The organism is Viridibacillus sp. KH_047 (assembly GCF_057838945.1).
The window spans coordinates 1,494,134-1,520,952 of sequence record NZ_CM174479.1; the positions used below are offsets into that span (position 1 = coordinate 1,494,134).

Genomic DNA, 26,819 nt, shown 5'->3' on the forward strand with positions numbered 1-26,819 from the left:
TCCTAGTTTAACATAATATAATATAATATAATATTATATGAAAATTAATACAAATTGAAGAAAACTTAGTTATATTTTAATTAGAATTAAAGAGATAAGGGGGCTTTAAAATGGGAAGATCCAAAGAATTAGTAATGCGGGAAATTCCACAATCTGAAATTGGTCAGTCGATTGAATTATTAAACTATGTGTTTCAAATTTCCTTATCTATCAATAAGGACCGATTATTTGTAAATGCAAAGAGTAAACAATTTGATGAGGGACTAGCACTTGGTTGGTTTGACCGGGAGCAACTTGTCGCACAAGTATTAAATTTACCGTTTCAAGTGAATATTCATGGAACGATTTATGATATGAGTGGCATGACAGCAGTTGGTACTTATCCGGAGTATTCAAGCCATGGTTTGATGCATACACTAATGGTTGAGAGTATGAAAAGAATGCGTAAAGAAGGGCGCTATATAGCCTATCTATTCCCTTATTCAATTCCTTATTATCGTAAAAAGGGATTTGAAATTATGAGCGACATTCTAGAATATCAAGTGAAAGATACGCAACTACCCTTTTATAGAAATATTCCCGGACAAGTAAGACGTATGAAGGATGACTTTTCGGATCTACGTGATGTATACAACAGGTATGCTAGGAATACGCATGGTGCGATGAAACGAAATGCAATAGCTTGGAATGAGAAATTTCAAGAATCGTATTGGGAAGAGAAATTTGAAGGTAGCGATACGAAACTACAAGCTGCCGTGTATTATGATGATGACGGTTTAGCGCTTGGGTATATGTTCTATCGCATTATGGAAGAGGATTTTTATATTGATGAGCTTGTATATTTGAAGGAAGTTGCTCGTAAAGCACTATGGAATTTTGTACACGCCCATCGTTCGATGATTTACCATGTGTATGGCAAAACTTCTGGCAATGATGCGATAGCTTTCTTAATGGAAGATAGTGAAATCAAGCAAAATGTCTCTCCATACTTCATGGCAAGAATTATTGATGTCCAAAAGTTCCTTGAGCGTTTTCCTTTTGCAAGATCGAACTTCCACATTCGTTTAGCTTTAACGGATACCCTCCTAGAATGGAATCATGGAACCTTTGAAATTACTGCTCAATCAGGAGAAGTAACAATTGAAAAGGTAAGTAATGAGCTTGAGTCAAATACTGTACAAATGACGATTCAAACGTTTGTCACAATGTTCTTAGGGTATAAGCGTCCAACGTATTTGCATAGTATAGAAAGATTACAAGGTGATACTGCATCTGTTGCCTTACTTGAAGCGATTTTACCAAATGCGGTACCAAGTTTTATCGATTATTTCTAGTAACTTAGAATAGACAATATAAGCTGAATTTTGTATAGTAAATATAACTAAAAACGAAAGGGTGACCCAATTACATGAAGTACTAATCCTATTTTTTCGAAAGCTAAGAATGAATCGTATTTAAAATCAGATGAAATACTCTGTTTTTTCAAAATGCCTTCATTCCAGTGTTTTCAGAATAGGATTGTTATTCATGTGTTGGACATTAAAGAGAAGCCTCTTTTTGCTGTGCACCCATGCCTCCTATTCTGATTGTAATAGGGGGCATTTTTTTGTCCCGATACATGAGGGGAGAGATTTTTTATGATGTTATTAGAAGCACATGAATTGCAGTATTCAATTAAGGATAGAGAAGTTTTTAATATAGAAAAGTTACAAATAAATGACCATGACCGCATTGGTTTAATCGGTAAAAATGGCTCTGGAAAAACGACATTGCTTGAAGTTTTAGCTGGATTGAAAGAACCAGAGAGTGGATATGTGAAAACTTACAGTCCGCTAGAACTTGTACCACAGTTAAAGGAATCGACATCTGCAAAGAGTGGTGGGGAAGTCACAAAGGCATATATACAAAGTGCACTAACAAAGAGTGCCCGTCTATTAATAACTGATGAACCAACTACTCATTTAGACACGCACCATGTGGAATGGCTTGAAGGAGAATTATTAAAAAGAGGTGGCTCGTTACTAATCGTATCCCATGACCGTGCATTTTTAGATGCAGTTTGCACGAAAATCTGGGAGCTCGAAGATGGCGGATTAAAAGAATATAAAGGGAATTATTCCGACTATACTGAGCAAAAGAAAATTGAGAAAAAACAGCAAGAAGCATCCTACGAAAAATATACAACTAAGAAAAAACAGTTAGAGGAAGCCTTAGTTTTAAAAGAAAAGAAAGCGGTAAGAGCAGCGAAAGTACCTAAATCAGTGAGTAAATTGGAAGCATCCAAATCAAAACCGTATTTTGCGAAAAAACAAAAGAAATTACAAAAAACAGCGAAAGCAATTGAAACGAGATTAGATCAATTAGAAAAAGTGGAGAAAGTAAAAAATCCTGTTGCGATTAAAATGGATTTACCAAACGCTGAAACGGTGAAGGGTAAAATCATAATACGAGTAGAAGATATAGAAGGTCATGTAGGGGAGAGATTACTTTGGCAAAAAAGTAGTTTTCAAATACGCGGAGGAGATAAGGTTGCTATTACCGGGAATAATGGTAGTGGAAAAACGACTTTGCTAAAGAAAATCGTTGAACAAGAAAAAGGTATTACCATTTCACCTGCAGTGAAAGTCGGTTATTTTAGTCAAAACTTGAACATGTTAAATGTTGAAAAATCTATTTTAGAAAATGTCAGCGAACTATCTATACAAGATGAGACATTTATTAGAACAGTGCTCGCAAGACTACATTTTTATAGAGGTGATGTATATAAAAAAGTAGGGGTACTCAGTGGCGGTGAGCGTGTGAAAGTAGCTCTTGCTAAAATTTTCGTTAGCGATGTAAATACGTTAATATTGGATGAACCGACGAATTTCCTTGATATTGATGCAGTCGAATCATTTGAATCACTCTTAAAAGAATACGAAGGAACAATCATTTTCGTATCTCATGATCGACGTTTTGTAGAAAACATTTCAACAAGACAGTTAAAAATTGAAAAGGGAAAACTTCAATTATTTGAAGGGCCCTTAAAAGAAAGAGTGCAAACAAAGAAAACGAAAGCACCCGATAACAAGGAAAATGAATTATTAATCTTAAATTTAAAGATTTCTGAAGTTTTAGGGCGTCTTAGTATAGAACCTACAAAGGAACTTGAAAGTGAATTTCAACGACTAATAGAAGAAAAACGTAAATTATAATAGTAAAACCTCAAAAAGGGTGAAAGGTTTCCTTTTTGGGGTTTTATTATTTCTATTTAATTTTCTATTGGTCTTCATGGCAGTACTATTAGCGATTATTGTAATGATGTTCGACATCTATACAATGAAAAAGTACATTGACGTGCGGATGAGCGGTTGCAAATAGAAGGTGAAAATCTACAAGTTCAACAAAAAATGCTAACAGAAATGAATGAGCGCATTATTAATATTGAAAAAATATTGAAAGAGGTTTAATAAATAAAAAATGGATATACTAATATTGAAAGAACTTAAGATGATCCAAATTTATTCGCGGAAGTTTTCAAATTAGGCGTCATTAAATAGAAGGGCAAGATCTTCATTTCAAATAAATGAAATATTGTGAAAATATTTATAATAAAGACACTATTTAAATTATTTTCAAAATATTATCATATTTTGAAATCGAATGAAAAGCCCTATTTGATAAGGTTTTTGAGCTATTTGAAAGAAAAAGTGTAATGTGGAATTCTGTTCTTTTGTTTTTTATTCGTTACAACACTTGCATATTTCGTAAGTGCATGGTATTATGAAGTTAGTTATTTTTGTTCGGTGCAAAGGGCAGTATAAGTTTGACTTGTCGTCTGGACCATCACTTTGGACAAGGATAGTAATACAATGTGTGGATATCACACTAGGAGGCAACAATAATGGAACAAGGTACAGTAAAATGGTTTAACGCAGAAAAAGGATTTGGATTTATCGAACGCGAAAACGGAGATGACGTATTCGTACACTTCTCAGCAATCCAAAGTGAAGGATTCAAATCTTTAGACGAAGGCCAAAAAGTTACTTTTGACGTTGAGCAAGGCGCACGTGGCGCTCAAGCTGCTAACGTTCAAAAAGCTTAATTTGAACTAGCTGTAAAAAAAACCGACTCTCTTTTGAGAGTCGGTTTTTTTATTGTCTTTTTTATTTTCCATAGTGTGGCGAACAATGGTGCATTTACTAGATAGCACATAAACTGATATTGCGATGATTAGAGGTTGTCAAATTGCTTCAATACGTTTAGGTATAATACTTTGGGGAAAAGTGAAACATATGATTAGCGCAATATAGTGATCCATCATATTTTTTAACTTCTGCAATTGAACTATTTCAACTTCAAATTGAAAAAAACTTAAATATGAAGGTGTTGAAAAAAGTGAAGGAATTTTACGCAGATTTACATATTCATATTGGTCGTACCAAAAGTGGTAGACCTGTAAAAATTACTGGTAGCAAAAGGTTAACTTTACGACGTATTTTAGAAGCGTCGAGTGAACGGAAGGGTATTGATCTAATAGGTATTATAGATTGTCATTCTCCTGAGGTCATTGAAGAAATTGAAGAAATGATAGAAGATGGAGAGATGGTGGAGATTGCTGATGGAGGGTTACAGTTCGGACAATCTACCTTGATACTTGGATCTGAAATTGAGATTTACGATGAGCACTGCCACGGGCCAATTCATGTCCTTGCTTATTTTCCAACTATTGAAATTATGAAAACTTTTTCGATGTGGATGAGTGGCTATGTGAAGAATATCAATTTAAGTTCTCAACGAGTTTATTGTGATGGTATTACACTTCAAAAGAAAGTGCATTCACTTGGAGGTTTATTTATTCCTGCTCATGTGTTTACTCCTTTTAAAAGCTTATACGGTAAAGGTGTGTTAACTAGTTTAAGTGAGGTGTTTGATCCATCTATGATAGACGGCATTGAGCTTGGCTTAAGCTCCGATACGTATATGGTGAGAGGGATAAAAGAGTTAGAGCAATATACCTTCTTAACGAATTCAGATGCCCATTCTGTCGGTAAAATTGCAAGAGAATATCAAAAAATGAGACTTGATCATGCAAGCTTTACTGAATTACAAAAAGCGCTTCAAGAAAAAGATGGACGAGCCATAGTCGCTAATTATGGTTTAAATCCTTTGCTTGGCAAATACCATCAAACAGTTTGTGGTGGGTGTGCTGCGAAAGTGGATGAGGGTTTATCTGAATGCCCAATATGTCACCAGTATAATATCATTAAGGGTGTAGCCACTAGAATTAAAGAGCTATCTGAAAGTGAAGAGAGCGAGCGACCAAGACCGCCATATATTCATCAAGTCCCGCTAGATTTCATACCAGGACTCGGACCGAAATCACTAGAACGCTTACTTCTTGCAGTTGGGACAGAAATGAATATTTTGCATAAAGCAACTTATAAAGAGTTAGCAGCAGCAGTGCCGGAAAAATTAGTTCGTTATATTGACCAATCCCGTAAAGGGGAGTTGTTAATAGAAGTTGGTGGTGGAGGTAAGTATGGTAAGGTACAAAAAGAAGAGTCTAAATGATTTTCAGTGTGAAAAGCTTTCGACGAATGGATTAGCCATTTGCCGAAAGCTTTTTTGTTTATTTTACAGCGTTACTTTGACTGATGAGATGTTGATATTCTTCATCGATTATCGCGATGTCCAATCGCTCAAACAACGGCTCTACATATTGAATGGATGTTGGTAATTCCGCTAATTCATGCCACGAGATATTAGTAATTCCAAGCATGTCGCGAATTTTTTTTGTCGAGAACGGAATAAAGGGTTCTAGTAATTGCGACAAATTCGCAATGATATAGACGCATGTTGCAAGTGTATTGCCACAACCAGCTTCATCATCTTTTACTTGTAACCATGGTTGTTGTTCGTCAAAGTATTTATTGGCCGAGCGGATGTAAGAGAAGATTTCTTCAAGTGGTGCTTTAAAATGCCCTTGTTCAATCGCGATAGCTACTTCATCATAGAGTTTTTGCGTTTGAAGCTTGATTGAAGTATTCAGTATGCCTTTAGGGATTTGTTTATCGAATGATTTTTCAATAAATTTTAATGTCCTGTTAACGAAATTTCCGTATGCACCTAGGAGCTCGCTATTATGACTATAAATAAACTCACGCCAAGAAAAGTCTGTGTCGCGATTTTCTGGTGCATTAATCGTCAAGAAATATCGAATTGTATCTGCATCGTATTTTTCAATAATATATGGTACCCATACGGCCCAGTTTAGGCTAGTAGAGAGTTTCCGTTTCTCTAGTGTTAAGTATTCATTTGAAACAATATGTGTTGGGAGGGCAGGGCTATTTAATCCCATTAAAATTGCAGGCCAAATGATTGTATGGAAAGGGATATTATCTTTCCCATGAACGTAATAAGAGATTGTGTCGCTATTCCAGAAATCTTGAACGTTTATCTGATGCTGTTTTGCCCATTCTAAAGTAGCAGTGTAATATCCTGACACGGCTTCAATCCAAACATATATCTTCTTACCGTCAAAACCGTCTATTGGTACATCGATTCCGTTTGGCAAATCTCTCGTAACGGCTCTATCAGGTACACCTTCTGCTAAGTATCGTTCGGACAAGTCGATTGCATTTTGGCGCCATGCTTTTTGTTCCTTTGCATTTTGTACATAGTGTTCTAATGCGCTTTGCATCTTACTGAATGCAAAGTAAAAATGCTCGGTTTCTTTCACGATGGGTTGATTGCCACATATTTTACATCGTCTATCGATTAAATCGAGTGGATCTAATATTGTTGAGCAATGATCACACTGATCCCCGCGTGCCTTACTACCGCATACTGGACATATTCCTTCGACAAAACGGTCCGGCAAAAACTGCTTGTCATGTTCACAATACGTTTGTTCAATTGTTTTTTTATATAAAAAGCCTTTATCTAGTAGCTCCAAAAAGATATTTTTAACGGCTTGATGGTGGTGTTCGGCATCGGTACGCGTATATAAATCGTAAGTAAAACCTAGTTTGTTAAAGCAGGCTATAAATTCTTCATGAAATCGATCTGCAATTTCCTTTACAGTAACACCTTCTTGATTTGCTCTGATAGAAATAGGCGTTCCGTTACAGTCGCTACCGGATACATAAAGAACGTTTTCTTTCTTTAATCGATAATATCTAGCTAAAATATCTCCTGGTAATAATGCCGCAATATGCCCTAAATGTAATGATCCGTTCGCATAAGGCCAAGCTCCGCCAATAACAATACTCATTCAAAAATCCCTCCTAAAATAAAAAAACTCGCCCTAATCAAATTAATTGATCAGGACGAGATTATATACCCGTGTTACCACCTTCGTTTGCAAACAGCTTACACCATTTGCCTTCATCAGTACGCCAATTAGGGATACTGTTGCTGTTATAACGAGTGCCTTTCTCGTCGTAGCCTACTAAATAAATCGTTCGGTACGAAGCTCAGAGGTCATTTTCAAATAGTTAAGTTCACTTCATTTCCACCGACAGAAGCTCTCTAGACAACTTAATTTATTTTACTTTTCCTCATCAACGCGTATTTCTATATGTTGAAAAGAAGTATAAAACACTATTGATGAAAAGGCAAGTATATTTCGAATAAAAAATCAACTGTTGAATGAGGGTGCATCGAATTAAATATAATAATTATCCAATTTGCGAAATTGGAGGAACACTATGCAAGCTGTTCTAGTGTTGATACACGTATTGAGGTACAGATCCAAAAAGGCCTGAGCATTTAATGACTGGTCGAACTAGTTTTGTCATAGCACACCGTTTAAAAACGATAGAAAATGCCGATAAAATACTTGTTATTAGAAACGGAGAAATAATAGAACGTGGCAATCATAAAGAACTCATAGAGCAACAAGGATTTTATTCTGAATTACAAAGGATATTTTACCAACATCATCTTAAATTGAAAAAAGGATGGTAGTTATTATTACCTATCATCTTTTTTATTTGATACAACATTAATGTAGGTTTGGGTATTTTTGATAAAATTTTATCTGAATACAATGTTTAACTAAAATATATATTAATATAGGTTATATTTCTTTGTTCAATAGTCTTGGTTATAGCAGTGTGTGGACGATGTTTTGCCCTATTTTTTCATTGGTTTTGCTTTCTTTAATTATTTGAATATAGTTTTGCTGTATAATTAGAACTATTAGAAATGGGGTTTGGTTAATATGGATAAGGACCTAAAAAAAATACATCATCTAGAAGATACACCGCTTATTCGTTGGAACAAAAATGAACCTAATGAGTTTTTACAACAATTCGTTACTAAGCTAAAAAGTTTGAATATGATTCTTTCAACAAATACATATGTTAAAGGTACAAATAAAGTACTGACACGAATTATTGAAGACGCTCAAAATCAGACAATGATTTTACTTATAGGCATGACAGGTGCAGGGAAAACAAGTTTAGTGAATGCACTGCTTAAAAGAACCGTTCTATCAACGGAAATGGCGAAAGCAACAGCGATAAATACCATTATTCGATACGGTCAAACAGAAGAAGTGAAGGCTTATTTCCTTGATGGACAAGTAGCGAGTTTTGATCTTGATAAAGTGAAACTATTCACAACATCGGACACATTTAGTGCTGAAATCTTACGTGAAAGCTTGGACTATATTGAAGTCTATGTCAATAATGAATTGCTAAAGCAGGTTACACTTATCGATACAACACCGCTAGAGCCGGGTGGTGATGAATCAGCGTATGTAAAGGAATCGATATTAAACCGCGCGGATGATCTGTATTGGATTTTCAACTGTAATTCAAAACCAACGCAAGGTGAGTTGAAGCTGCTCAGAAAATTTCACGAACGGAATGTAAAACCATTAGCAATTATTAACGCTATTGATATTCATGAAACGGCGTATGAACAATTCATAGCTGAACAAAATAAATTGCTTTCGCCCTATTTCCGTAAAATAATGGGGATATCTGTAAGGGATGCCGAAGTAGCTGTGGCAACCGATGATGAGGATAAATGGAACCAAAGTAAGTTTGAATTGTTATTAGAGGAAATTGAGAATTCCCATGCTAACCAATCAGACCGTGTATACCTCATCATGGAACGCTTTATCAAATGGCTTAAGAGGTTCCAAACTGAGGTGGAACTAATACCTCAAAGAGAGCCTTATATATCAGCTTATAATCTATTAGTCCAGTATCAAATAGGGAAACAAAAAACATCTGAAAGAACAGAAATTGAAAATCAAAAGCTCATCACATATGAAAAGGAATATCGTAAGGCAAGTGTAGTTTTTAAAGATGTGCAAACCTTGTATCAATTGCTACAAGTAATTTCAAATAACAAGCATTTCAAAACCTATGATGTCATGGTCTTTGTTGAGTATGCAAACGATTATTTGAAGGCTGTAAGGGAATATCGAACAATGCGTCAATCCTACAAAAACGAGACTAAGAGAAGCGATGAAAAACAGCGTCATTCAACGGGGAAGGGCCTCTTAAAAACAATGTTCGTAAACGAGCAACAAAATGATAAGTCTAGTAAACCAAACGAGCCCTCTCAAGATTTACAAACAACACTAGAGCATCAATACCAGAAGGTTCTCGTGTTAGAAACGCAATTATTTAACGAATATCCAGCAGTATTGAAGAATTTAAATGACATCGCTACCGATCAAATAGAGCGAATTATTAAGCGAGTTAGTCTGATTGGCACTGAGCGAAAGAAAAAGAAACAACAATTAATAACCGCAATTAGACAGCTGAATGGCTTTAATAACATTTTGGAGGCAAAAGGCTTTGTCGAAACATTTGTGGAGCAGCTCATTGAACAGAAGGATCTAGTTGTTACAAAAAAGGAAAGATTGTCATTGAGTGAAACTTTAGTAAAGATTAAAAGTATTAAATTATCACATGAAACGTTAATTGCAAGTACACATATCGATGAACAAAATGATGAAATCTCAAAAATGCAATCAAGATTATATGAAAAATATCATTTACAGCCACTTCAATTGACAATTGATGATATGAAATCAGAAATTGAAGAACCGCCTATTTATAGTGGTATTAGCGATTAAGTAAAGATACTTACCCCAGTAACGGGGGTAAGTATCTTTTTTTGTAGAGATAATTCCAATATGTTACAATAAAGGGATTATAAAAGAGGGACTGATTTCACATGGGGATATTGAAGAGATCCTAACAGGTGGCAAAATGGACTATGATAGTGGGATTTTCTATAAGCAAGTAGCTTTAGAAGATGCGATGATGTATACAGTGACACTAAGTAAAAAGTGAGGTTAAGACTATGACTTATTCTATTCGATATGCAACAATCGATGATGTAGCAGGTATTGCAAAAGTACATGTAGATAGTTGGCGCACAACTTACAAAGGTATTATAAGACAAGAATTCTTAGATAATCTAACATATAGCAACAGAGAAGCATTATGGAAGCGTAATATCGAAAGAGGAAGTGAAGGGGATACCATTCTTGTAGCTGTAAATGAAGAAGAACAAATCATAGGTTATACATGTGGCTCTAAAACTCAAGAAGGTGAATATCCAACATATGATGCGGATCTTACAGCTATCTACCTATTTGAGCGTGAGCAAGGAAAAGGAATTGGCAAAGCTATGATAAAACAACTATTTGCAGAGTTTAAAAGACTCAATTACAGTTCGTCAATTGTGAAAGTATTAGCAGACAATTCATCTTGTCGCTTTTATGAAGCGATGGGTGCAAAGTTTATCGACTCAAATCCAATTCAAATTGGCGGTGAACAATTAGAATTACTCACGTATGGTTGGCCAAAAATTTAGCAGCCGATTTGTATAATCGGCTGCTTTTTATCTTTACTTCTAATAGTCAATTGGAAATCGGATTAATCACCAAAGGCGAATATTAATTCTGTCTCGCAAACTATCTCGCCATCTACAGTGGCGATTCCTTTGCCTTTACCAATAGCACCTATTACTCTAGTTATTTCAACTTCAAGGCGTAGCTGATCTCCAGGTATCACTTGGCGTTTAAATCGGCATTTATCTATTCCAGCTAAAAGCCCTAATCGGCCTTCATTACCTTCTTTTGTAAGCATAACAATAGCGCTAACTTGAGCTAATGCTTCTACAATTAATACACCGGGCATAATGGGATAGCCTGGGAAATGCCCATTAAAAAACTCTTCATTTACACTTACATTTTTTATAGCCACTGCTTTTTTACCTTCTTCTAATTCGAGCACTCGATCTACCAATAGAAAAGGGTATCGATGTTTAATGATTTCTTTTATCTTTTGTGTGTCTAACAATATGTTTTCCTCCATGATCATAAATTGATACCTCTTCATATTAACACCTGATGCTAATGGTTGGTAATGTTTTTTGTGAATTATTAAGAAAAACTATTGAAATGGAGTTTTAAAAATCGTACTTTCAAGTTATTAAATTCGGTGCATAAGGCAAGATAGTTTCCTAATATCGCATACTATACATATTTTAAGAGCATAAAAAAAGCGTTCAACAAGTGCTATTGCACAGGCTGAACGCTTTTTGTTTTTAGAAGAATACTTTTTCAGTATTGTATTTCGCACGGAAATGGTTGATAGCAAATGTTTCATAAATTTCACGTTCCATTTGATCTTCAACAACGAAAACTTCAATTTTATGAACTTCGTTACGGTGATCTTTAATAGGTGAAACGTTATCTTCAAAGTGTTTTTTCACACGTTGACGGATTTTACGTGCTTTACCTACGAATAAAAGCTCATTTTCTTTGTTAAAGAACATGAAAAAGCCGCCTTTATCACGAGGGATTTCATGGAAATCAATAAATCCATAAATTGAAGGGATAATCGCGTCCCCTTCTTTAATTTTTTGTTCGCGTTGACGAATTACTACGTCTGGTTTTGGCATTTCAATTTTGATCAAAAAAATTCACGTCCTCATTATTATATAGTAGTTAATGCTACCATAATTGTGTTAGAAAAGCTATCGGATTTACTAGTTGTCGAAATACACGTCTATTATAAAAAAAATTGACCATATTTTCAATTTCTCCTTAACCAAAATAGACGATTATTTTACGGATTTTTTTCTGAATTTTTTACGAGTCTAATAATCCAATATAGCATAATCCATGGTAGAACGAACTTTGTAGCCCATTCGACTGTATTAGTTAGAAGAAAGTGTAAGTTTATGCCGAAGAATGGAAGAATTATAAAAAGGGCTAAAAATACTGTTATAGCTACTATTATATTTTTCATTCAAAAATTCCTTTCATTCTGACATCATATACCCTATGTTTGTGAGGTATATCACTTAGCTCATATCAATCATTATCAACAGTCAGTTCAAGTTGCGCAGTGATATCGATACCATTTAGCGCTTGTGTGGCAAGACGGTCTGCCTCAGCATTCGATTTTCTTGGTACGAGCTCGTATTTAGGACGAATACCAAGCTTTTTTAATTTCTCGTCAATTCGATCTGCCCAGATTGATAAGTCTTTTTCTAATAATGCCCATTCTCCGCTCATTTGGTTGATGACAACTTGTGAGTCTCCAATGAAAACGACAGGTAGATGATGAACATTTAATCGCTCCAGCTCCAAAAGACTCAAATGAAGTGCGGCATATTCAGCCTCGTTATTTGATTTCAGCACTTCGGAAGGGGCATTCTTTCTCACCCTATACGATTTTTCACTCTGTTCAAAATAAATAACGCAGCCTAAACCAGCAGTGCTAGTCGTACGATCAAAGCCACCATCAAAATACACTGTAATATTATGAGGTTCAGTTTCAATTTCTTTAATGTAGCGTTTCAATTCCTTGATTGTCCAAGTGCTGTCAAACGAGTCAGTAAAGGTTATACTTTTGGCGCGTCCTGTCCGCTCAAGATCCTCTGCTATTAACAGTCCTCTTTCTGCAGGCATCTCCTCTGAGTGGAATATTGTTTCGGTTCCTCTTGGTGTTTTGTAAACCCATTCGATTGAGATGTTCATCGTCATTCCTCCTATGCCTCTGATTTAATAATCTAAGATATAAAATACAGCAATATTCCACGTAAATTAACAATAGTTTATTGTGGTTTGTTTTATTTGAATTATGAGATTGTAAGATGATAGTGGTGATTGTTTTATTAATTTTATTAGACTAGAATTTTATGGTAAATCGAAAAAAGTAAAAAATAATAACTCTGAGCGTAAAGGGAATAATATAAGCAAGCTTCTATGCATTGTCATTCTGAAATCGCCTTTTTAAAACATTTCATTGTATATAAAAGTTAATTTTTCCTCCGCATAACATAATTATACCCCAAAAAATTATCGAGCTTACATTAAAGGAGCAAAGTAATTTCACTGCTAAAGTTAAGTGCCTGAGCAATTAGTTTTTACAATTTCATGACCGGAAGTCGAGCCTTTCACACAGTATAATTTATCGCATTCGGTAAATATTAATACAACGGCGTTTTTGTAATAATTATTAAGCTTGGTAGGTGATGTATTGACTCGTAAGAATATATTAATTCTAACTGTTTGCGCTTTAATCATCTCAGTATTTTATGCTGGTTTTAGTATTGCTGCTGACAAGGGACGGAAATATTACGAAGAATCTGGGCAAATGCTTTGGGATATAAATACTGAAGAAAAGATTATCGCTATTACATTTGACGATGGACCACATCCAAGATATACAGGACAAGTTTTAGATATACTTGCTAAATATAAGGCTAAAGCTACTTTCTTTGTTATTGGCGAAATGGCAGAAAAACATCCTGAGTTGGTTTTAAGGGAATATAACGAAGGTCATGAATTAGCTAATCACACATATACACATCCGTATAAGACGTCGCCAAAAGAATTTGAAGAAGAATTAAAAAAGACAAATGAAATAATTCACAGTATTACTGGCTTTGCTCCAGTGTTATTTCGTCCTGTTGGAGGACAATATGATGAAAAAATGATCGATATTGCCACAAATAACGGATATAAAGTTGTCATATGGTCATGGCATCAAGATACGGAAGATTGGAAAGGAATTTGGTCCCAAAAGATTGTAAATAAAGTACTGAAAGGTTCGAGACCAGGTGATGTGATACTATTTCACGATGGTGGAGGAAATCGGACTCAAACGTTAAAGGCTCTCGAGAAAATAATACCTGAGCTTCAAAAGCAAGGGTATAAATTTGTTACAGTATCTGAGCTTATTGCCAGTGTAAATGGGAAAGTAAGTAAATAATGGACTTCAACAGCTAATAATTGACATAAAAAACGCCAAAGTGAATTTGATAAATCAAAAAGTGAAAGCTTACTCAAGAGTTACTAAAGCGTTTGGCGATGCATGATTGCATATGCTGAACGCTTTAATTCATTTTGATTTGAAATTACTTTAGAGATGCAACTAATGACGATTGAAAATTAAGTAATAAAATTACCAAAAATGTGTGTATCGTATAGTATTTTTGTATAAAATATACCAATAATGTAGTGTTTTCATATCATTGAATAATCATTTACTTATTATATAATAAGTAATGGTTACGATTATTATTAAAATAATAGGACTATATATTTACTTATTTAGGTTGGTGAGTTGTTTTAGCATGTCTGAAAATCGTTGTTACATACATAAAGTGAAGGCTGCCGAGGTGTTAGTAGACGAAAAAATTGTTGTATACTGTCCAAAATGTGCTGAAGCTAATATACATAAAATTGTCTTACAAGAAGAGAAAATATTAAAATCTGAGGAATTAGCAGATATAAGAACGAGACGCCACGTTGCAATGAAAGAGCTGTGGAAGAGTCTTGCGTTAGCATTTTACTTAGAATGTTTACCTATTTTTATCACTGTGTTTACGCATTCGCCCAAAAGTTTATCCGAATATATCTCTGGAGTAAAAGAACTGTATAGTCAGTTCCTATTCCAACCTATTGTTCAACTTATTGCTCTTGGTTTTATTGCTCTTGGCGGGTATTTCTGGATAGCTGCTATTAAAAGTCTAAAAGAGATAAAAAAAGAGGAAGCTATTTTATTGAAACCTTTTGCAAATGAAAATGAAGTCCATGAGAAATTCCAAACACCAACTAAGATCAATCAAGTGAATGAATTTGTGAGGAATGTTAAAAAGAAATATGATAGTAACTTCTTTAATCAACGAAAAATTCATCAAATGAGCCCATATGATTTCAAATTATATATGGCGAAACAATTGCAAAAACTTGATTTTGAAAATGTGCGTTTAGCTAGAGATGATAGTGACTTTAAAGTGGATATATTTGCTGACGGTCCAAATGGTAAAGTGGCGTTCCGTTGCATAAATAATGTCAATTTAGTCAAGATGGATGAAGTACATAAAATTGCAGTTGAAAAGGTTTATTATGATTGCGAATCATCTATTTTAATAACCACTTCAGCTATAACAAAGGATGCTTTGGAATTAGCTGAAACATTGCGAGTGACTATATGGAATGATCAAGTTTTGAAAGAGAAAATAATCTCTATTGAAAATGAACAATGGACCGACCATTTACAAGACTTTTATGATTACTCTGATCAAAATCTGAAAAAATATACAGAGTTTGAAATGAGAAGATTAGCTCAGTCTTGATATTATTTTAAAAGAACGAATTCCGATTGGTGGAATTCGTTCTTTTTTCCTTGTTAAGGGGAGTGTATCTCACAGCTAATTTTAAAATATCACATAAGAAATGATGTATGAATTGGCATAGGTCATTTTTTTATTTAATAAGTTTATTAGTACTTTTATATAGGTTTTTCATAACAATTCAAATCTTTTCTAATTATGGACAACTCCTTTCAAAAGTCGATTAAATAAACAATTTAATATAGAGTTGGAATATAGTGTAAAAAACAAAAGTTCGATATAATTAAAATGAAATAGGTATATATAAGTGAAAATAATAAAAGGGGAGGATTCTTTTGAAGTATCAATTAGATACTGTAAACCTATTAAAATATGCCACAACAGAAAATGCATACAGATATAGACCCATCATTCGGTTTTTATATGAACAATACGAAAGGTTCAAATATTATAGTAAGCCAGAAGAAATATTGAAATTCTTACGAGAAAATAATGTAGTAGAAGAGTGGTATAAAGAGAGGGATTTATATGACGACTTAAAACAACTAGAAGTGTGGGAATGTGTAGTTTCTCGTCAGGACAAAGAGTTGGTCTACTTCACCATCGAAGAATTTAAAAATAAACGATTGAAGTTTCAAATTACTCAACCTGTATATGAAATTGAAAACACCTTAAAGAAGCTGGACGATTTAGAGGATGAATTAACAGGTGCTCTTGAAAGTAGAGAATTTGAACGAATATTAAAAGACGTGATTCAGCTATCTGAAGTCAAACTGAAAGAAACAGATAATGTGATTCTACATGAAAAATGGAACACACTTCTGAAGCGTTTGGAAAACTTGAAGCGAAATTCAGTCAATTATTTGTCCCATCTAAAAAGTGAAAAAGCGGAACAGCTTTTTGAAACGGAAGAATTCTTGCTTTATAAAGAGAAATTCGTGGATTATCTAACTAAATTCATTTTAACGATGAACCGAAATAAGCATAAAATTGCAAAATCGATCAATAACATTGGCCAGGAATTCGTAAACCAATATATTGAACAATTGGTAGATTATTTCTCTTCCATTCCAACTTTAGATGGGAAAGAATTTGATAGAGAAAGAAGTAAAAGGATCCAAACAGAAAAATGGATTGAACTGAAAAATTGGTTTGTGAAAAGCAATGACAATGATTGCGATGTTGAAATTTTATTAAGAGAAACAGAAATTAGTATTCAAACGATTAGTCGTTACGCATTAAGATTATCAGAAATACAAGGAAATAACCAAAACAGAAAAAAGGATTACCAAACACTCGCTTCAATGTTTTATGCGTGTGGGAACTTGATAGAGGCTCACAAACTTTCTGCTGCGTGTTTTGGAGTAGCTTATACAAAGCATATTTATGGGGAGGAAAAGTTAACTGACACACATAATGAAGAAGTCTGGGAACAGAACCAATCAACCTTTACTACGACACCTAGAAATAAAGAATTTCAACGAACGAAGAGGATAAAATCCTATGTAAAAGCTTCTGTAGATGAAAAGCAAAAGCAAATAGAAGAATATATAAAGAATCGGGAAATGCAGCGTGAGATCATCGAATCGTTAATTGTAGATAACAAAATTGTATTAAAAAATTTGGGAGCGGTTGATTCATTCGTGAGAAAATCCATCTTAACGTGGATTGCTCGCGGTGTTCAAACTAAATCTCGTACGGGGAAAACTGATTTCGGTGAAATGTTCAGATTCTATGTAGCTAGTAACGAGAAAGTAAAACTTCGATGCAATGATGGAGTGATGGAGATGCCGGATATCGTATTTGAGTTTGGAAAGGAGAGTAACATTGGAAGATAAGGAGCAAATTCGTATTGGAATAACCGCATTGATGGAAAACTTTTGGATACAAAAAAAAAATAAACAAAATGATTATACGCTTATCAAAAAACATAAAAAATTGATACAAAAATATTTTTTTGAGAACTTTGGATACCAGCTGTTTTCAGGTATAGATTTATTTAAATTAGAGAAAATTCCTTATCAAGCTGAATCTTGGATGGGGATTCAAGATTTTAAAGAGCCAATCGACTATTCTATTTTTGTTGCTATATTGGCATATTTAGAAGATAAAGCGAAAGATGACCTGTTTTTGGTAAGTACTCTAGCGGATTATGTGAAGAATTTCTTCGATAAAGATCTTAAGGTTAAATGGGAAATCTATCAACATCGGTTATCTTTCTATAGAGCGGTGAAATATGCCCAATCAATGGATTTGATAGAATCTCTAGAAGGGGAAATTGAAAAATACAAAACGGATGAAAAGGAAGAAATTCTGTATCGGCCAACTATGATTTCAAAGTATTATATGAGGTTTTTCTCTAAGCCTATTCAATATTTTCGGAATATTGATGAAATTATTACCGATAGATGGAAAGTTCCCGGCGAAGAATCAACACCAAGAACGAATTTACAATCATTAAATCGAAGACTATTCTTTTCGCCTGTGGTTTATAAAAATGAATTGACTGATGAAGAAAAAAAGTACCTGAATCATCAATCGTTTCGTATGGTGGATAATATTCCTGAATTTACACATTTTGAAATGGAAATTTATCGGAATGAAATATTATTGATTTCGAAAGAAAGGAATGTAACGGGCCAACAACATCCAAATCAAAAAACAATTTCAGATATCGTATTACAATTTTCAGCCTTTTTTAAAGAAAAATTAAAAGCACTTTCGGATAATGAGTTTCCCGAGTTCGAATACATTGTAGGGCGAAGAGAGTTTGATAAATGGTTTGAAGAATTGCAAGAAGAATTTGGTCATGGATGGAGCAAAGAATTCAGGGAGTCATATTCTGAAGATGTTGCTGAAAGAGTATTAGAGTATTTAGAGGACTGGAAATTTGTTTTTAATGATGTTCAAACACATTCTGTCGTATTGTATCCGCCTTTAGTCCGAGTTGGAGGGGAATTTCCAAGAGAATTTAAATTTGAACGATATTTTATTAAAAAAATGAAGGATATCTCGGTCGATGATTGGGATTATTCTTTGCCTACAACTATTTTTGAAGAAATAATCAAAGAATATAACACCTCTAATAGCGATTCACCATTAAGATTGAAAAACGCACAAGATGCCATTGATAAATATGTCGTAAATAAAAATGAACAATTTATAGAATTGAATGATGCGAAAATAATACGTGCATTAAAAGGAGCAAAATAAAAATGGAAAATGTTCTATCACAACATAATAAGTGGGTAATGAACTTAGCAGGAGTGTTAAATTATTGGTATTACAAGTATGAAGAGTTTCCTTTTGAAAACGGGCATCTCATTATCAGAGGTTCGAATGGCAGCGGAAAATCTGTTACTACACAAAGTTTTTTGCCTTTACTTTTAGACGGGAACAAACAGCCTAGTCGATTAGATCCGTTTGGTTCTCGCTCAAGAAAAATGATTGATTACATTTTTGGGGAGAATCCCGATGTATCCCAAAAAACAAGCTATATTTTCTTAGAATACAAAAGAAAATATACAGAAGAATACATTACTACCGGTATTGGTTTTGAAGCTAATTTCGACAATGATAAGGTGGATAGCTGGCATTTTTTGATTAAGAACAAACGGGTCGGAAAAGACTTTGACCTCTTCAAATATCAATTGGATGAAAACGGCGAAAAAGTTATGGTGCCACTAAGTCAAAAGGAATTGAAAAATTACGTAGATAGAGAGAAATGCGGTTATGTCAAAGAAAAACAAAAAGACTATGCGGAACTAGTGAATAATTACATTTTTAAGTTCGAATCATTGGAAGATTATCTGGATATGGTAAACTTGGTTGTTCGCATTCGTACTCCCAAATTATCCAATGATTTAGGTCCGAATGTCATTTATCAGATTTTAGAGCGTTCATTACCGGAACTTTCATTTAATGATTTACGCTCTCTAACAGAAACTATTCAAAATATCGATTTACACAATCAAAGGCAAGGCAAAGCTAAAGAAGACTACAAATTACTAAAAAAATTAGCGAACAAATACCAGGAGTATAACAAAAAGGTTCTTTCCTTTAAAGCAACTGATTTCAATAAAACAGTATTAAAACAAAAATCAGTTGAAAATGATCACAAAAAAGCACAAAAAGAATTGGCCGATACTACAAGAAAATTGAATATACTGCTAGACGAAATAGAGGAATTAAAATTAGAAGAGAAACAATTGAATGAAAAGTTAAGGGCTTTTGAAGATAATGATATTAGAAAAGCTCAAAGGCGGCTAAACGAATTAAATCCTCAGTTAGAAAAGAAAAAAAGTGAATATAAATCACAAATAACGAAGCTGCAAAACAAAATAGATGCTCAAAAATCGTTAGAAAATAAAGTAAAAGAAAAGGAAGATGAACTTTTCGGATATGGAAAGAAAAATCAATTGTATTTGGAAGAACTTGACGAAAAGGCGAATTATTTTGATTTTGAAAGTCATTCTTTGAATCGTGATAATTTCGTATCCAAATTTGAAGTACAAGACCCTACAATTGTAGCAGATCAGTGGCGTGCAACTCTAGATTGTCATATGAAAGAAATCAATGATATTGCGAAATTGTTATATAGAGAAAATGATTTAAAGGCCAAATTGGATGAACGGAATCAAGAAATTAGTGAACTTGAAGAAAAACTAAAAGACGTAGAGAAGGCTATTTCTAAACTTCAGCTTCAATTGGAGGAAAAAATAGAATCCTTCAATCGCGATATTACTGATTGGAATGATACCAATACTGAATTCAAGTTACAAAAAGAAGAATTAAACCAATTTGTGACAGTCTTGAATAGCTTATTTGAAGAAACCACCTTATCTGAAATAGACGAATTAGTTCATAAGTTTTATTCAAAATTACGTGATGTGCTAATCCTAAAGAAAGCTAAAGCTGAAGCGGCTCTTGGTATTCTGAGAGATGAAATCAAAGTAAAAAATGAAGAGCTGGAAAAGGCTCGTAATAAAAAGGATCCTGAACCGGAAAGAAATGAACAAACAATAAAGGTCCGTAAAAAATTGCAAAAAGAAAGAGTTCCTTTTATCCCGTTTTATGAAGCGGTAGAATTCAAAGGTATAACACCTGATGAGAGTGAAAGACTTGAATCTTCATTAATGGAAATGGGAGTTTTGGATGGATTGATTGTAAGCAAAGATTATATCAATTTAGTAGTAGAATCTGATGTAATTTTACTTCCACAAACTGTAAAATATAAAGTTGATACACTAGATGAGTACCTGGAAGTACGCTTACCAGAAGAATTTCAAATGTTGCAGTCAGAAGTAGAGGCTATTTTAAAAAGCATTGCTATCGAAGAAGTCATAGACGGTTCCTATGTTACGCCATTTGGTTCTTATCAACACGGAATCGTAAAAGGTTATGCACCATTTAGAGAAAAAGCCACCTTTATTGGAAAAGAGGCAAGAAAGCAATACAGAGAAAAATTGATAACAGATTTAGAAGAGGAACTTTCAGAATTGAACGGGGAACACAATGATTTGTTGATTATTTTGGAAAAGATCGCAAATTCATCAAAACAAATATTAAATGAAAAAGAACGTTTCCCATCTAGTCGCGAATTAAATGAACAAAATGACAATATTAAAAACTTGGAAACAACAATTAAATCTATCGAGGAGCAAAAAGAACGTATTGAAAAAGGGATTAGGAATATTCGTATTGATTACAACGACACTAGAAGTGAGCGTATCAAAAAGTCAGAGAATAGGACATTAAAACCTTTGGTTGAAGCCTATGAAGCTGCTATTGAGGAATGTGATAAATACGACCGGTTATTAGATGATTTACGTTTCAACGGAAAATCTTATTATAATTCGCAAAACATCATTCTTTCTTTGAAAAATCAAATTGAAGATGCCGAAGTGGATATTGATGATATGAGGTATTCTTGTAATCAAACAGACCAAGTGAAAAAAGAAGTACAAAACTCTATTAAGGAATTACAAGAGTATTTAGAAAAAGAAGGTACTTCTGACATCGAAAAAGAAATCAGAGAAGCAGAAGAACGAAAAGCCCTAATTCCAGGGATCTTACAAGAAAAAGCCGAGACCAAGGGAGAATTAAACAATCGGGTTCCTCAATTAACTAAAAATGTTGGAATCAAGGAATCTTATATTGTATTTTACAGCAAGCTGAAAAAAATAAAAGGGGGTATTTTCGTTAATGAAATCAATAAGAAGTTCATTGAATCATTCGACCGTGAAACTCTGTCAAATGAGGAAAATATTGATTTGTTAACAAAAATTGTAGTAGAAGAATTAGGAGAAACAACGTATCAAGAAGTTCACGACAAACAGGATGATCTAAATGTTGAGTTACGAGATATTAGCTTAAAAGGTTTGGAAGATTTCCATCCAAGTATTAACAAAGACTCTATAGTTCTACCTGAAATGAGTGATGGAGGTTTTGAAATATTTGCTAAAGAAATAGAAGAAATGGAGCTTACTAATCAAAGAACCATTATTTCGCTAATGTACGAAGGAAAATCGTTCTCACCAATGAGTGTACAAAAGGAATTAGAATCTCAAATTGAAGTTATGCAATTGGCTTTAAAAGCTGAAGATGAAAAAATGTATAAGGAAATCATTATGGATAAAATCGGGGAACGAATCAGAGAACTGATTAGCAAAGCTAACAAGTGGAAAATGGAAATCAATAAACTAATGAGTGAACGGCAAACGTCCAGTGGCTTGCAACTGTCCATTGAATGGAAACCAAAAGAAGCGAAAGAACTTGACGAATTAAAAACATCAGAACTAATTAACTTGCTACAACGGGATCCTGATACATTAAAAGATAGTGATTATAATAAATTGACTAAACATTTTACATCTAAAATACATTATGCCAAAGACATCTATGAGCAAGATGAAGAGAATAAGGAAAAGTCTTTAGATTATGTAATAAGGGATGTACTAGACTATCGTAAATGGTTCGAGTTTAAGATTTATTTTAAAAAAGGCGAAGACAATAAAAAAGAACTTACGAAGAATCGTTTCAACGCCTTGAGTGGAGGGGAACGTGCAATGTCTATGTATATTCCGTTATTATCAGCCTTATTTTCAAAATACAGTTCAGCATCAGAAGAGGCTCCATATGTCATTTCAATGGATGAAGCCTTTGCAGGTGTAGATGATACAAACATTCGAGATATGTTCGAATTAATCGGCAATCTTGATTTAAATTATATACTAAATTCCCAATCTTTATGGGGGGATTATGATACGGTGGACAGTTTATCTATCGCGGAAATCATAAGACCGAAAAATTCAAAAGATGTAACAGTTGTTCGTTTTAAATGGGATGGGAAAGAGATTATTCCGGTAAAAGAAGAAGTTTCAAAAAAGGAACTGGAAGATGTTATAGAACCGGATTTAGAGCAATTACACCTATTTGATTTAGTCAGGAAATAGAAAGGGGATACTATAAATGTCACCAAAAGAAGAGGCGATAAAATATTTTAGAGAAAGAGCGGGTGTTTCACGTCTCTTTCTTGAATTTGCAAATAGGATTGAAAGTTTGGGTTCTGCCGGCGGCCACGTTGTGTTAACAAAATTAACCCAAGAAGAACAAGTTCTTTTGCGAAATTGGTTTCAAAAAGATTATTCCTCTCAGAAAAATGCCAAAATCTCTTTGAAAAAATTTGAAGAAAAATTCGAAGGAACTCGATTCGAGGGGGCTTCTTTATTCGAGGTGGTTGAAGAGGTACTTGGCCGAAAACTAGTGTATAAAAAAGAAGAAAAGGATGAAAATGAAAGACTAAAAAAACATTTTTTTAAAGAATTAGAAAAAACTTATACGTCAGAAGCTACCAATCTATTAACTACCGCTATTCTTGAAAAACATCCTTTACACGTTGGATTTATTACAACTTATAATAAAGGGGCCCTAAATGAACTAGAAAAAGTTTACAAAGCCATTTCTGTTTTACCATTAGAGAAACCCATTAGATTACCGCTCTTTGCAGAAAAGGTAACTGGGAATCCACACGCATTTGATAATGAAGGTAAATTCATTAGTGCTTTGCAAATTATAAGTGAAAAACAATCAGGAGTAGCTATTCAAAATAATCCTAATGCAGAATATATAAATCAATTGTTGTTTGAATTTGGAATATTAAAAGATGATATCACCAATGATGTAACAATATTTGGTCTAATAGGAGAGCGAAATGGAAACGTTCTGCGTTCTTGGGAAGAATCTTTTCTCGAAAAGTCTGTACGGAATGAACCTTTAAGAGAAATTGCAAAATTGGATAGAGTGTATCCAATAAAAAAGGATGGACCAGTTTTTGTCGTAGAGAATTCCGGTGTATTTTCAAGTATTATAGATGAATTAGAAGATGGCTCTATTTCAATTATCTGTACACACGGGCAATTCAAACTTGCTGCGATCCAAATCATAAAATTGTTAGCCAAAGAAGATTGTACAATCTATTATTCTGGAGATTTCGATCCAGAAGGAGTATTGATGGCATATGCTTTAAAACAAAGATACCCAACAAACATCCACTATTGGAAATATTCAACAGAAGATTATGTTAAGACATTATCAAATGTAGAGATATCACCTAATAGATTACAAAAGCTAAATAATATAATAGATGTAGAACTTGAGAATTTGCTTCAACAAATGAAAAAAATTAAAAAAGTTGCTTATCAAGAAAGACAAATAAAAGAATTGGTTAAAGATATAAAAAGTTTAACAAAATAAAACTACCGATTTTAAGATAACGGATTACATTTGTTTTAAGTCCACTCAGTCGCTTGATGAATTCAGTATTTGGCATTATGTCTGTTATTACATCTGATCGATATATGGGAACCTTACAGCTAGTCATGGCATCACCAGTCAACAAAGCTAGCTTGTTTTTAGCGAGATCCATTGCACATGTATTCAATGGTATTTTCACAGCTTTACTCGGGTTACTATTTGGTGTGCTTATATTCCAAATCCCAATTCCTATGGATGCGATATTTCCTCTTTTTTTAGTCTGGATCACTTCGATATTTTCAGCATGTGGACTGGGTTTAATCGTTGGATGCTTATGGACTCCATCCATGCATTTAATTGCTAACTTACTGGCAAGCACACTGTTGTTACTTAGCGGAGCCAATTATCCATTAGTAAATATGCCCGATTTATTCTTGAAACTAGGACAATTTATACCACTAGCAAGAGGTGTGCAATTAACGAAAGCTATTGTTAACGATGACTACTATGGAGATTTAATGTCACTTTTGGTACAGGAATTTGTCTTAGGTTGTATGTATTTCCTCATTAGTTTTTTCTTAGTAAAGTACGCAGAATATTTGGCAAGAGTGAAAGGCACGATGGATTTACATTAGGTGGAAGTATATTTCCCTATAGTGCTGTATTTTAGGTGCATGTAAACAATTCAAAGAAATGATTTTAAAGACAGTCTAAATCTAAAATACTAAAGCTATCTAGTTAATAGATAGCTTATTTTTTTATCAATTGGATATTTCAAGAAAATACATATTTCATATGATTCAGTATGAATGACCGTCTAAAATGTTAATTATACACCTAAATAACCATATACCTGTCAAAAATTTATGTATATAATTTTAGTAGATTGATAAATTTGGAGGATAATTATGAAAAAAAATCAATTAAATTTCTTTAAAATGATGTTAGCACTAGTAGTAGCTTTCGCGTTTGCATTTGGCGCATCAACAAATAAGACGGAAGCTGCAACAACAACTCAGGTAGATACGATTACTTTAACAAAAGACAAATCAAAAACGCTTGATAGAAAATTCAGTAGTATGGGCACGGATATTATAAAAGTAACTGTACCAGCTGACGGCTTACTTACGATGAAACTAAATGATCCTAAAGAACGTGAAATAGCTCTTCTACTGCTAAATGAATTTGATACTAGTCAATTAGAAGATATTGAAGATTTTGATCTATCAGCACTAGAAAAGTTAGAAAGTACATTTAATGATGTAGAAGTATTCGGCTATGCTATTAATTCAGAACTTACTTGGTATGATCCATCAATGCATTCCATTTCTGTTGGTTTGAAGAAAGGTACATATTATCTTGTAGCATATAAATTAGACTTTGGAAAAAGTAAAAGCTACAGTACTAAATTATCTTTTAAAGCAGGTAGCAACTATGAAAAAGAATCAAACAATTCAGCTTCAAAAGCAACACCAATCAATTTAAACAAAACATACAATGCATCATTTAACCTAATTGATGAAGATGATTATTACAAAGTAACTGTTCCACAAGCAGGTTTCTTAAAAGTTTATGCAGATCAAAAGCATAGTACGAAGTTTAGAATGAAAGTGTTAGATGATAAAAAGAAAACGGTTAAAGGCTTCAAAGTAACAAAGGATAAACGAAAATATACTGGTTCTGTATATTTACCAAAGGGTACTTATTATGTAAAAGTAAGTGCAGATATGATGGATTCAATGTATGACAGTGTATCATACACGTTAAAAACATCAGTAAAATCAACAAAGCTTAAAAGTTCAGCTGTAAAAGTGATCAATAAAAAAGGTACTAAAAACGATAAAGTACTCGTTTCTAACTTAAAAGCTGGATCAACTGTAAAAGTTTATGCAGATGCTAGCAAGAAAAAACTTGTAGCTTCAGTAGTAAATACTTCTGATAAAGCTACAATGAAACTAAAAACATTAAGTAGCAAAGGCGGTAAATTATATATTACCGTTAAGAAACCTAGTATTTCTGAAAGTATCGTATTAAAAGTGAATTATTAAAAGTAAAGCCACTAGCGAAGTAAGTAACGCTAGTGGCTTTTTATGGTTTTGGGTAATTTTGTAATGCTATTCAAAATTAGAAGGAGAATTTGTATATGTAAACGACGTGTTGTCCTGTGCAAAACCTTATGATAGCAATGGATTAATCAATAATAAAAAGATAGAGAAACGCTGGATTTATTGATGTAAACTAAATATTCAACTTGGTGTATGTAATAGAGAAAAGTGGTAATTTTGATAAGTAAGACATCATACTTTGTTAACGAAAAAATAAAATATATAATAGATAAAGCTATCTACTATCAAATATGAATAGAAGATGGTTTTTAGTTATACATATTACGTTATTTGGCAAATATGTGTGTAAAGGATATAAACGATTTTCAAAGTAGATGAGGTGTTTCACATAGA

At 33.6% G+C, this 26,819-nt stretch carries 18 protein-coding genes, 1 pseudogene and 1 other annotated feature; of the genes and pseudogenes, 15 read left to right on the top strand and 4 right to left on the bottom strand.

The genetic code is table 11. The features are described from left to right. Positions 1 to 110 precede the first annotated feature (110 nt). From AC3IS5_RS07540 to AC3IS5_RS07555, 4 genes are all read left to right on the top strand, one after another. Positions 111 to 1,334, top strand: a complete 1,224-nt coding sequence (locus AC3IS5_RS07540) for a GNAT family N-acetyltransferase (RefSeq protein WP_489427235.1) — start codon at positions 111 to 113, stop codon at positions 1,332 to 1,334. 303 nt (positions 1,335 to 1,637) lie between these two features. Further along, positions 1,638 to 3,194 (top strand): Vga family ABC-F type ribosomal protection protein, encoded by a 1,557-nt coding sequence (locus AC3IS5_RS07545; RefSeq protein WP_489427236.1) that lies wholly within the window; start codon positions 1,638 to 1,640, stop codon positions 3,192 to 3,194. A 689-nt stretch (positions 3,195 to 3,883) separates the two neighbouring features. Continuing rightward, positions 3,884 to 4,084, top strand: coding sequence for a cold shock protein CspC (gene cspC, locus AC3IS5_RS07550; protein WP_010331195.1), 201 nt, complete (start codon positions 3,884 to 3,886; stop codon positions 4,082 to 4,084). Between the two features lie 293 nt (positions 4,085 to 4,377). Continuing rightward, complete coding sequence (locus AC3IS5_RS07555) at positions 4,378 to 5,553, top strand: endonuclease Q family protein (protein ID WP_489427237.1); 1,176 nt, start codon at positions 4,378 to 4,380, stop codon at positions 5,551 to 5,553. Positions 5,554 to 5,611: 58 nt separating this feature from the next. Here the strand turns inward: AC3IS5_RS07555 and metG are convergent, their stop codons facing one another. Next, positions 5,612 to 7,255, bottom strand: coding sequence for a methionine--tRNA ligase (metG, locus tag AC3IS5_RS07560; RefSeq protein ID WP_489427238.1), 1,644 nt, complete (start codon positions 7,253 to 7,255; stop codon positions 5,612 to 5,614). A 48-nt stretch (positions 7,256 to 7,303) separates the two neighbouring features. After that, positions 7,304 to 7,557: a binding site (T-box leader), on the bottom strand. Positions 7,558 to 7,702: 145 nt separating this feature from the next. Here metG and AC3IS5_RS07565 point away from each other — a divergent pair. The 3 genes and pseudogenes from AC3IS5_RS07565 to AC3IS5_RS07575 all read left to right on the top strand — a co-directional run. Next, a pseudogene (locus AC3IS5_RS07565) lies at positions 7,703 to 7,950 on the top strand (hypothetical protein); the annotation flags it as partial. A gap of 256 nt (positions 7,951 to 8,206) precedes the next feature. After that, entirely contained in the window at positions 8,207 to 10,081 is a 1,875-nt protein-coding gene (locus tag AC3IS5_RS07570) for a dynamin family protein (protein ID WP_489427239.1), read from the top strand. Between the two features lie 230 nt (positions 10,082 to 10,311). Continuing rightward, on the top strand, positions 10,312 to 10,827 hold the full coding sequence (locus AC3IS5_RS07575; protein WP_489427240.1) for a GNAT family N-acetyltransferase: 516 nt from the start codon (positions 10,312 to 10,314) through the stop codon (positions 10,825 to 10,827). 62 nt (positions 10,828 to 10,889) lie between these two features. On the opposite strand, the gene fabZ is transcribed toward AC3IS5_RS07575, so the two are convergent. The 3 genes from fabZ to AC3IS5_RS07590 all read right to left on the bottom strand — a co-directional run bounded on the left by fabZ (position 10,890) and on the right by AC3IS5_RS07590 (position 13,003). Continuing rightward, the gene (gene fabZ / locus AC3IS5_RS07580; protein WP_193740272.1) at positions 10,890 to 11,315 is read right to left on the bottom strand and encodes a 3-hydroxyacyl-ACP dehydratase FabZ; all 426 of its coding nucleotides are present in this window, start codon (positions 11,313 to 11,315) and stop codon (positions 10,890 to 10,892) included. A gap of 247 nt (positions 11,316 to 11,562) precedes the next feature. Next, positions 11,563 to 11,934, bottom strand: coding sequence for a nucleotide excision repair endonuclease (locus AC3IS5_RS07585; RefSeq protein ID WP_053416132.1), 372 nt, complete (start codon positions 11,932 to 11,934; stop codon positions 11,563 to 11,565). Positions 11,935 to 12,334: 400 nt separating this feature from the next. Further along, a complete protein-coding gene (locus AC3IS5_RS07590) occupies positions 12,335 to 13,003 on the bottom strand; it encodes a ribonuclease H family protein (RefSeq protein WP_489427241.1) in 669 nt (222 codons plus the stop codon). Between the two features lie 502 nt (positions 13,004 to 13,505). On the opposite strand from AC3IS5_RS07590, the gene AC3IS5_RS07595 reads away from it, so the two are divergent. The 8 genes from AC3IS5_RS07595 (at position 13,506) to AC3IS5_RS07630 (ending at position 26,408) form a co-directional block, all read left to right on the top strand. After that, positions 13,506 to 14,240 (top strand): polysaccharide deacetylase family protein, encoded by a 735-nt coding sequence (locus AC3IS5_RS07595; protein ID WP_489427242.1) that lies wholly within the window; start codon positions 13,506 to 13,508, stop codon positions 14,238 to 14,240. Between the two features lie 364 nt (positions 14,241 to 14,604). Further along, a complete protein-coding gene (locus AC3IS5_RS07600) occupies positions 14,605 to 15,609 on the top strand; it encodes a restriction endonuclease (protein ID WP_489427243.1) in 1,005 nt (334 codons plus the stop codon). Positions 15,610 to 15,941: 332 nt separating this feature from the next. Continuing rightward, on the top strand, positions 15,942 to 17,444 hold the full coding sequence (locus AC3IS5_RS07605) for a TIGR02677 family protein (protein ID WP_489427244.1): 1,503 nt from the start codon (positions 15,942 to 15,944) through the stop codon (positions 17,442 to 17,444). Next, positions 17,434 to 18,819 (top strand): TIGR02678 family protein, encoded by a 1,386-nt coding sequence (locus tag AC3IS5_RS07610; protein WP_489427245.1) that lies wholly within the window; start codon positions 17,434 to 17,436, stop codon positions 18,817 to 18,819. Before AC3IS5_RS07605 ends, AC3IS5_RS07610 begins: the two co-directional genes overlap by 11 nt. Before the next feature lie 2 nt (positions 18,820 to 18,821). Further along, positions 18,822 to 23,060, top strand: a complete 4,239-nt coding sequence (locus AC3IS5_RS07615; RefSeq protein ID WP_489427246.1) for a TIGR02680 family protein — start codon at positions 18,822 to 18,824, stop codon at positions 23,058 to 23,060. 16 nt (positions 23,061 to 23,076) lie between these two features. Beyond that, positions 23,077 to 24,360 carry a TIGR02679 domain-containing protein gene (locus AC3IS5_RS07620; protein WP_489427247.1) on the top strand — a complete coding sequence of 428 codons (1,284 nt, stop codon included), beginning with the start codon at positions 23,077 to 23,079 and terminating at the stop codon, positions 24,358 to 24,360. Positions 24,361 to 24,416: 56 nt separating this feature from the next. Next, entirely contained in the window at positions 24,417 to 24,995 is a 579-nt protein-coding gene (locus tag AC3IS5_RS07625; RefSeq protein ID WP_489427248.1) for an ABC transporter permease, read from the top strand. A 273-nt stretch (positions 24,996 to 25,268) separates the two neighbouring features. Next, a complete protein-coding gene (locus tag AC3IS5_RS07630) occupies positions 25,269 to 26,408 on the top strand; it encodes a hypothetical protein (protein WP_489427249.1) in 1,140 nt (379 codons plus the stop codon). The last annotated feature ends 411 nt before the right edge of the window (positions 26,409 to 26,819 follow it).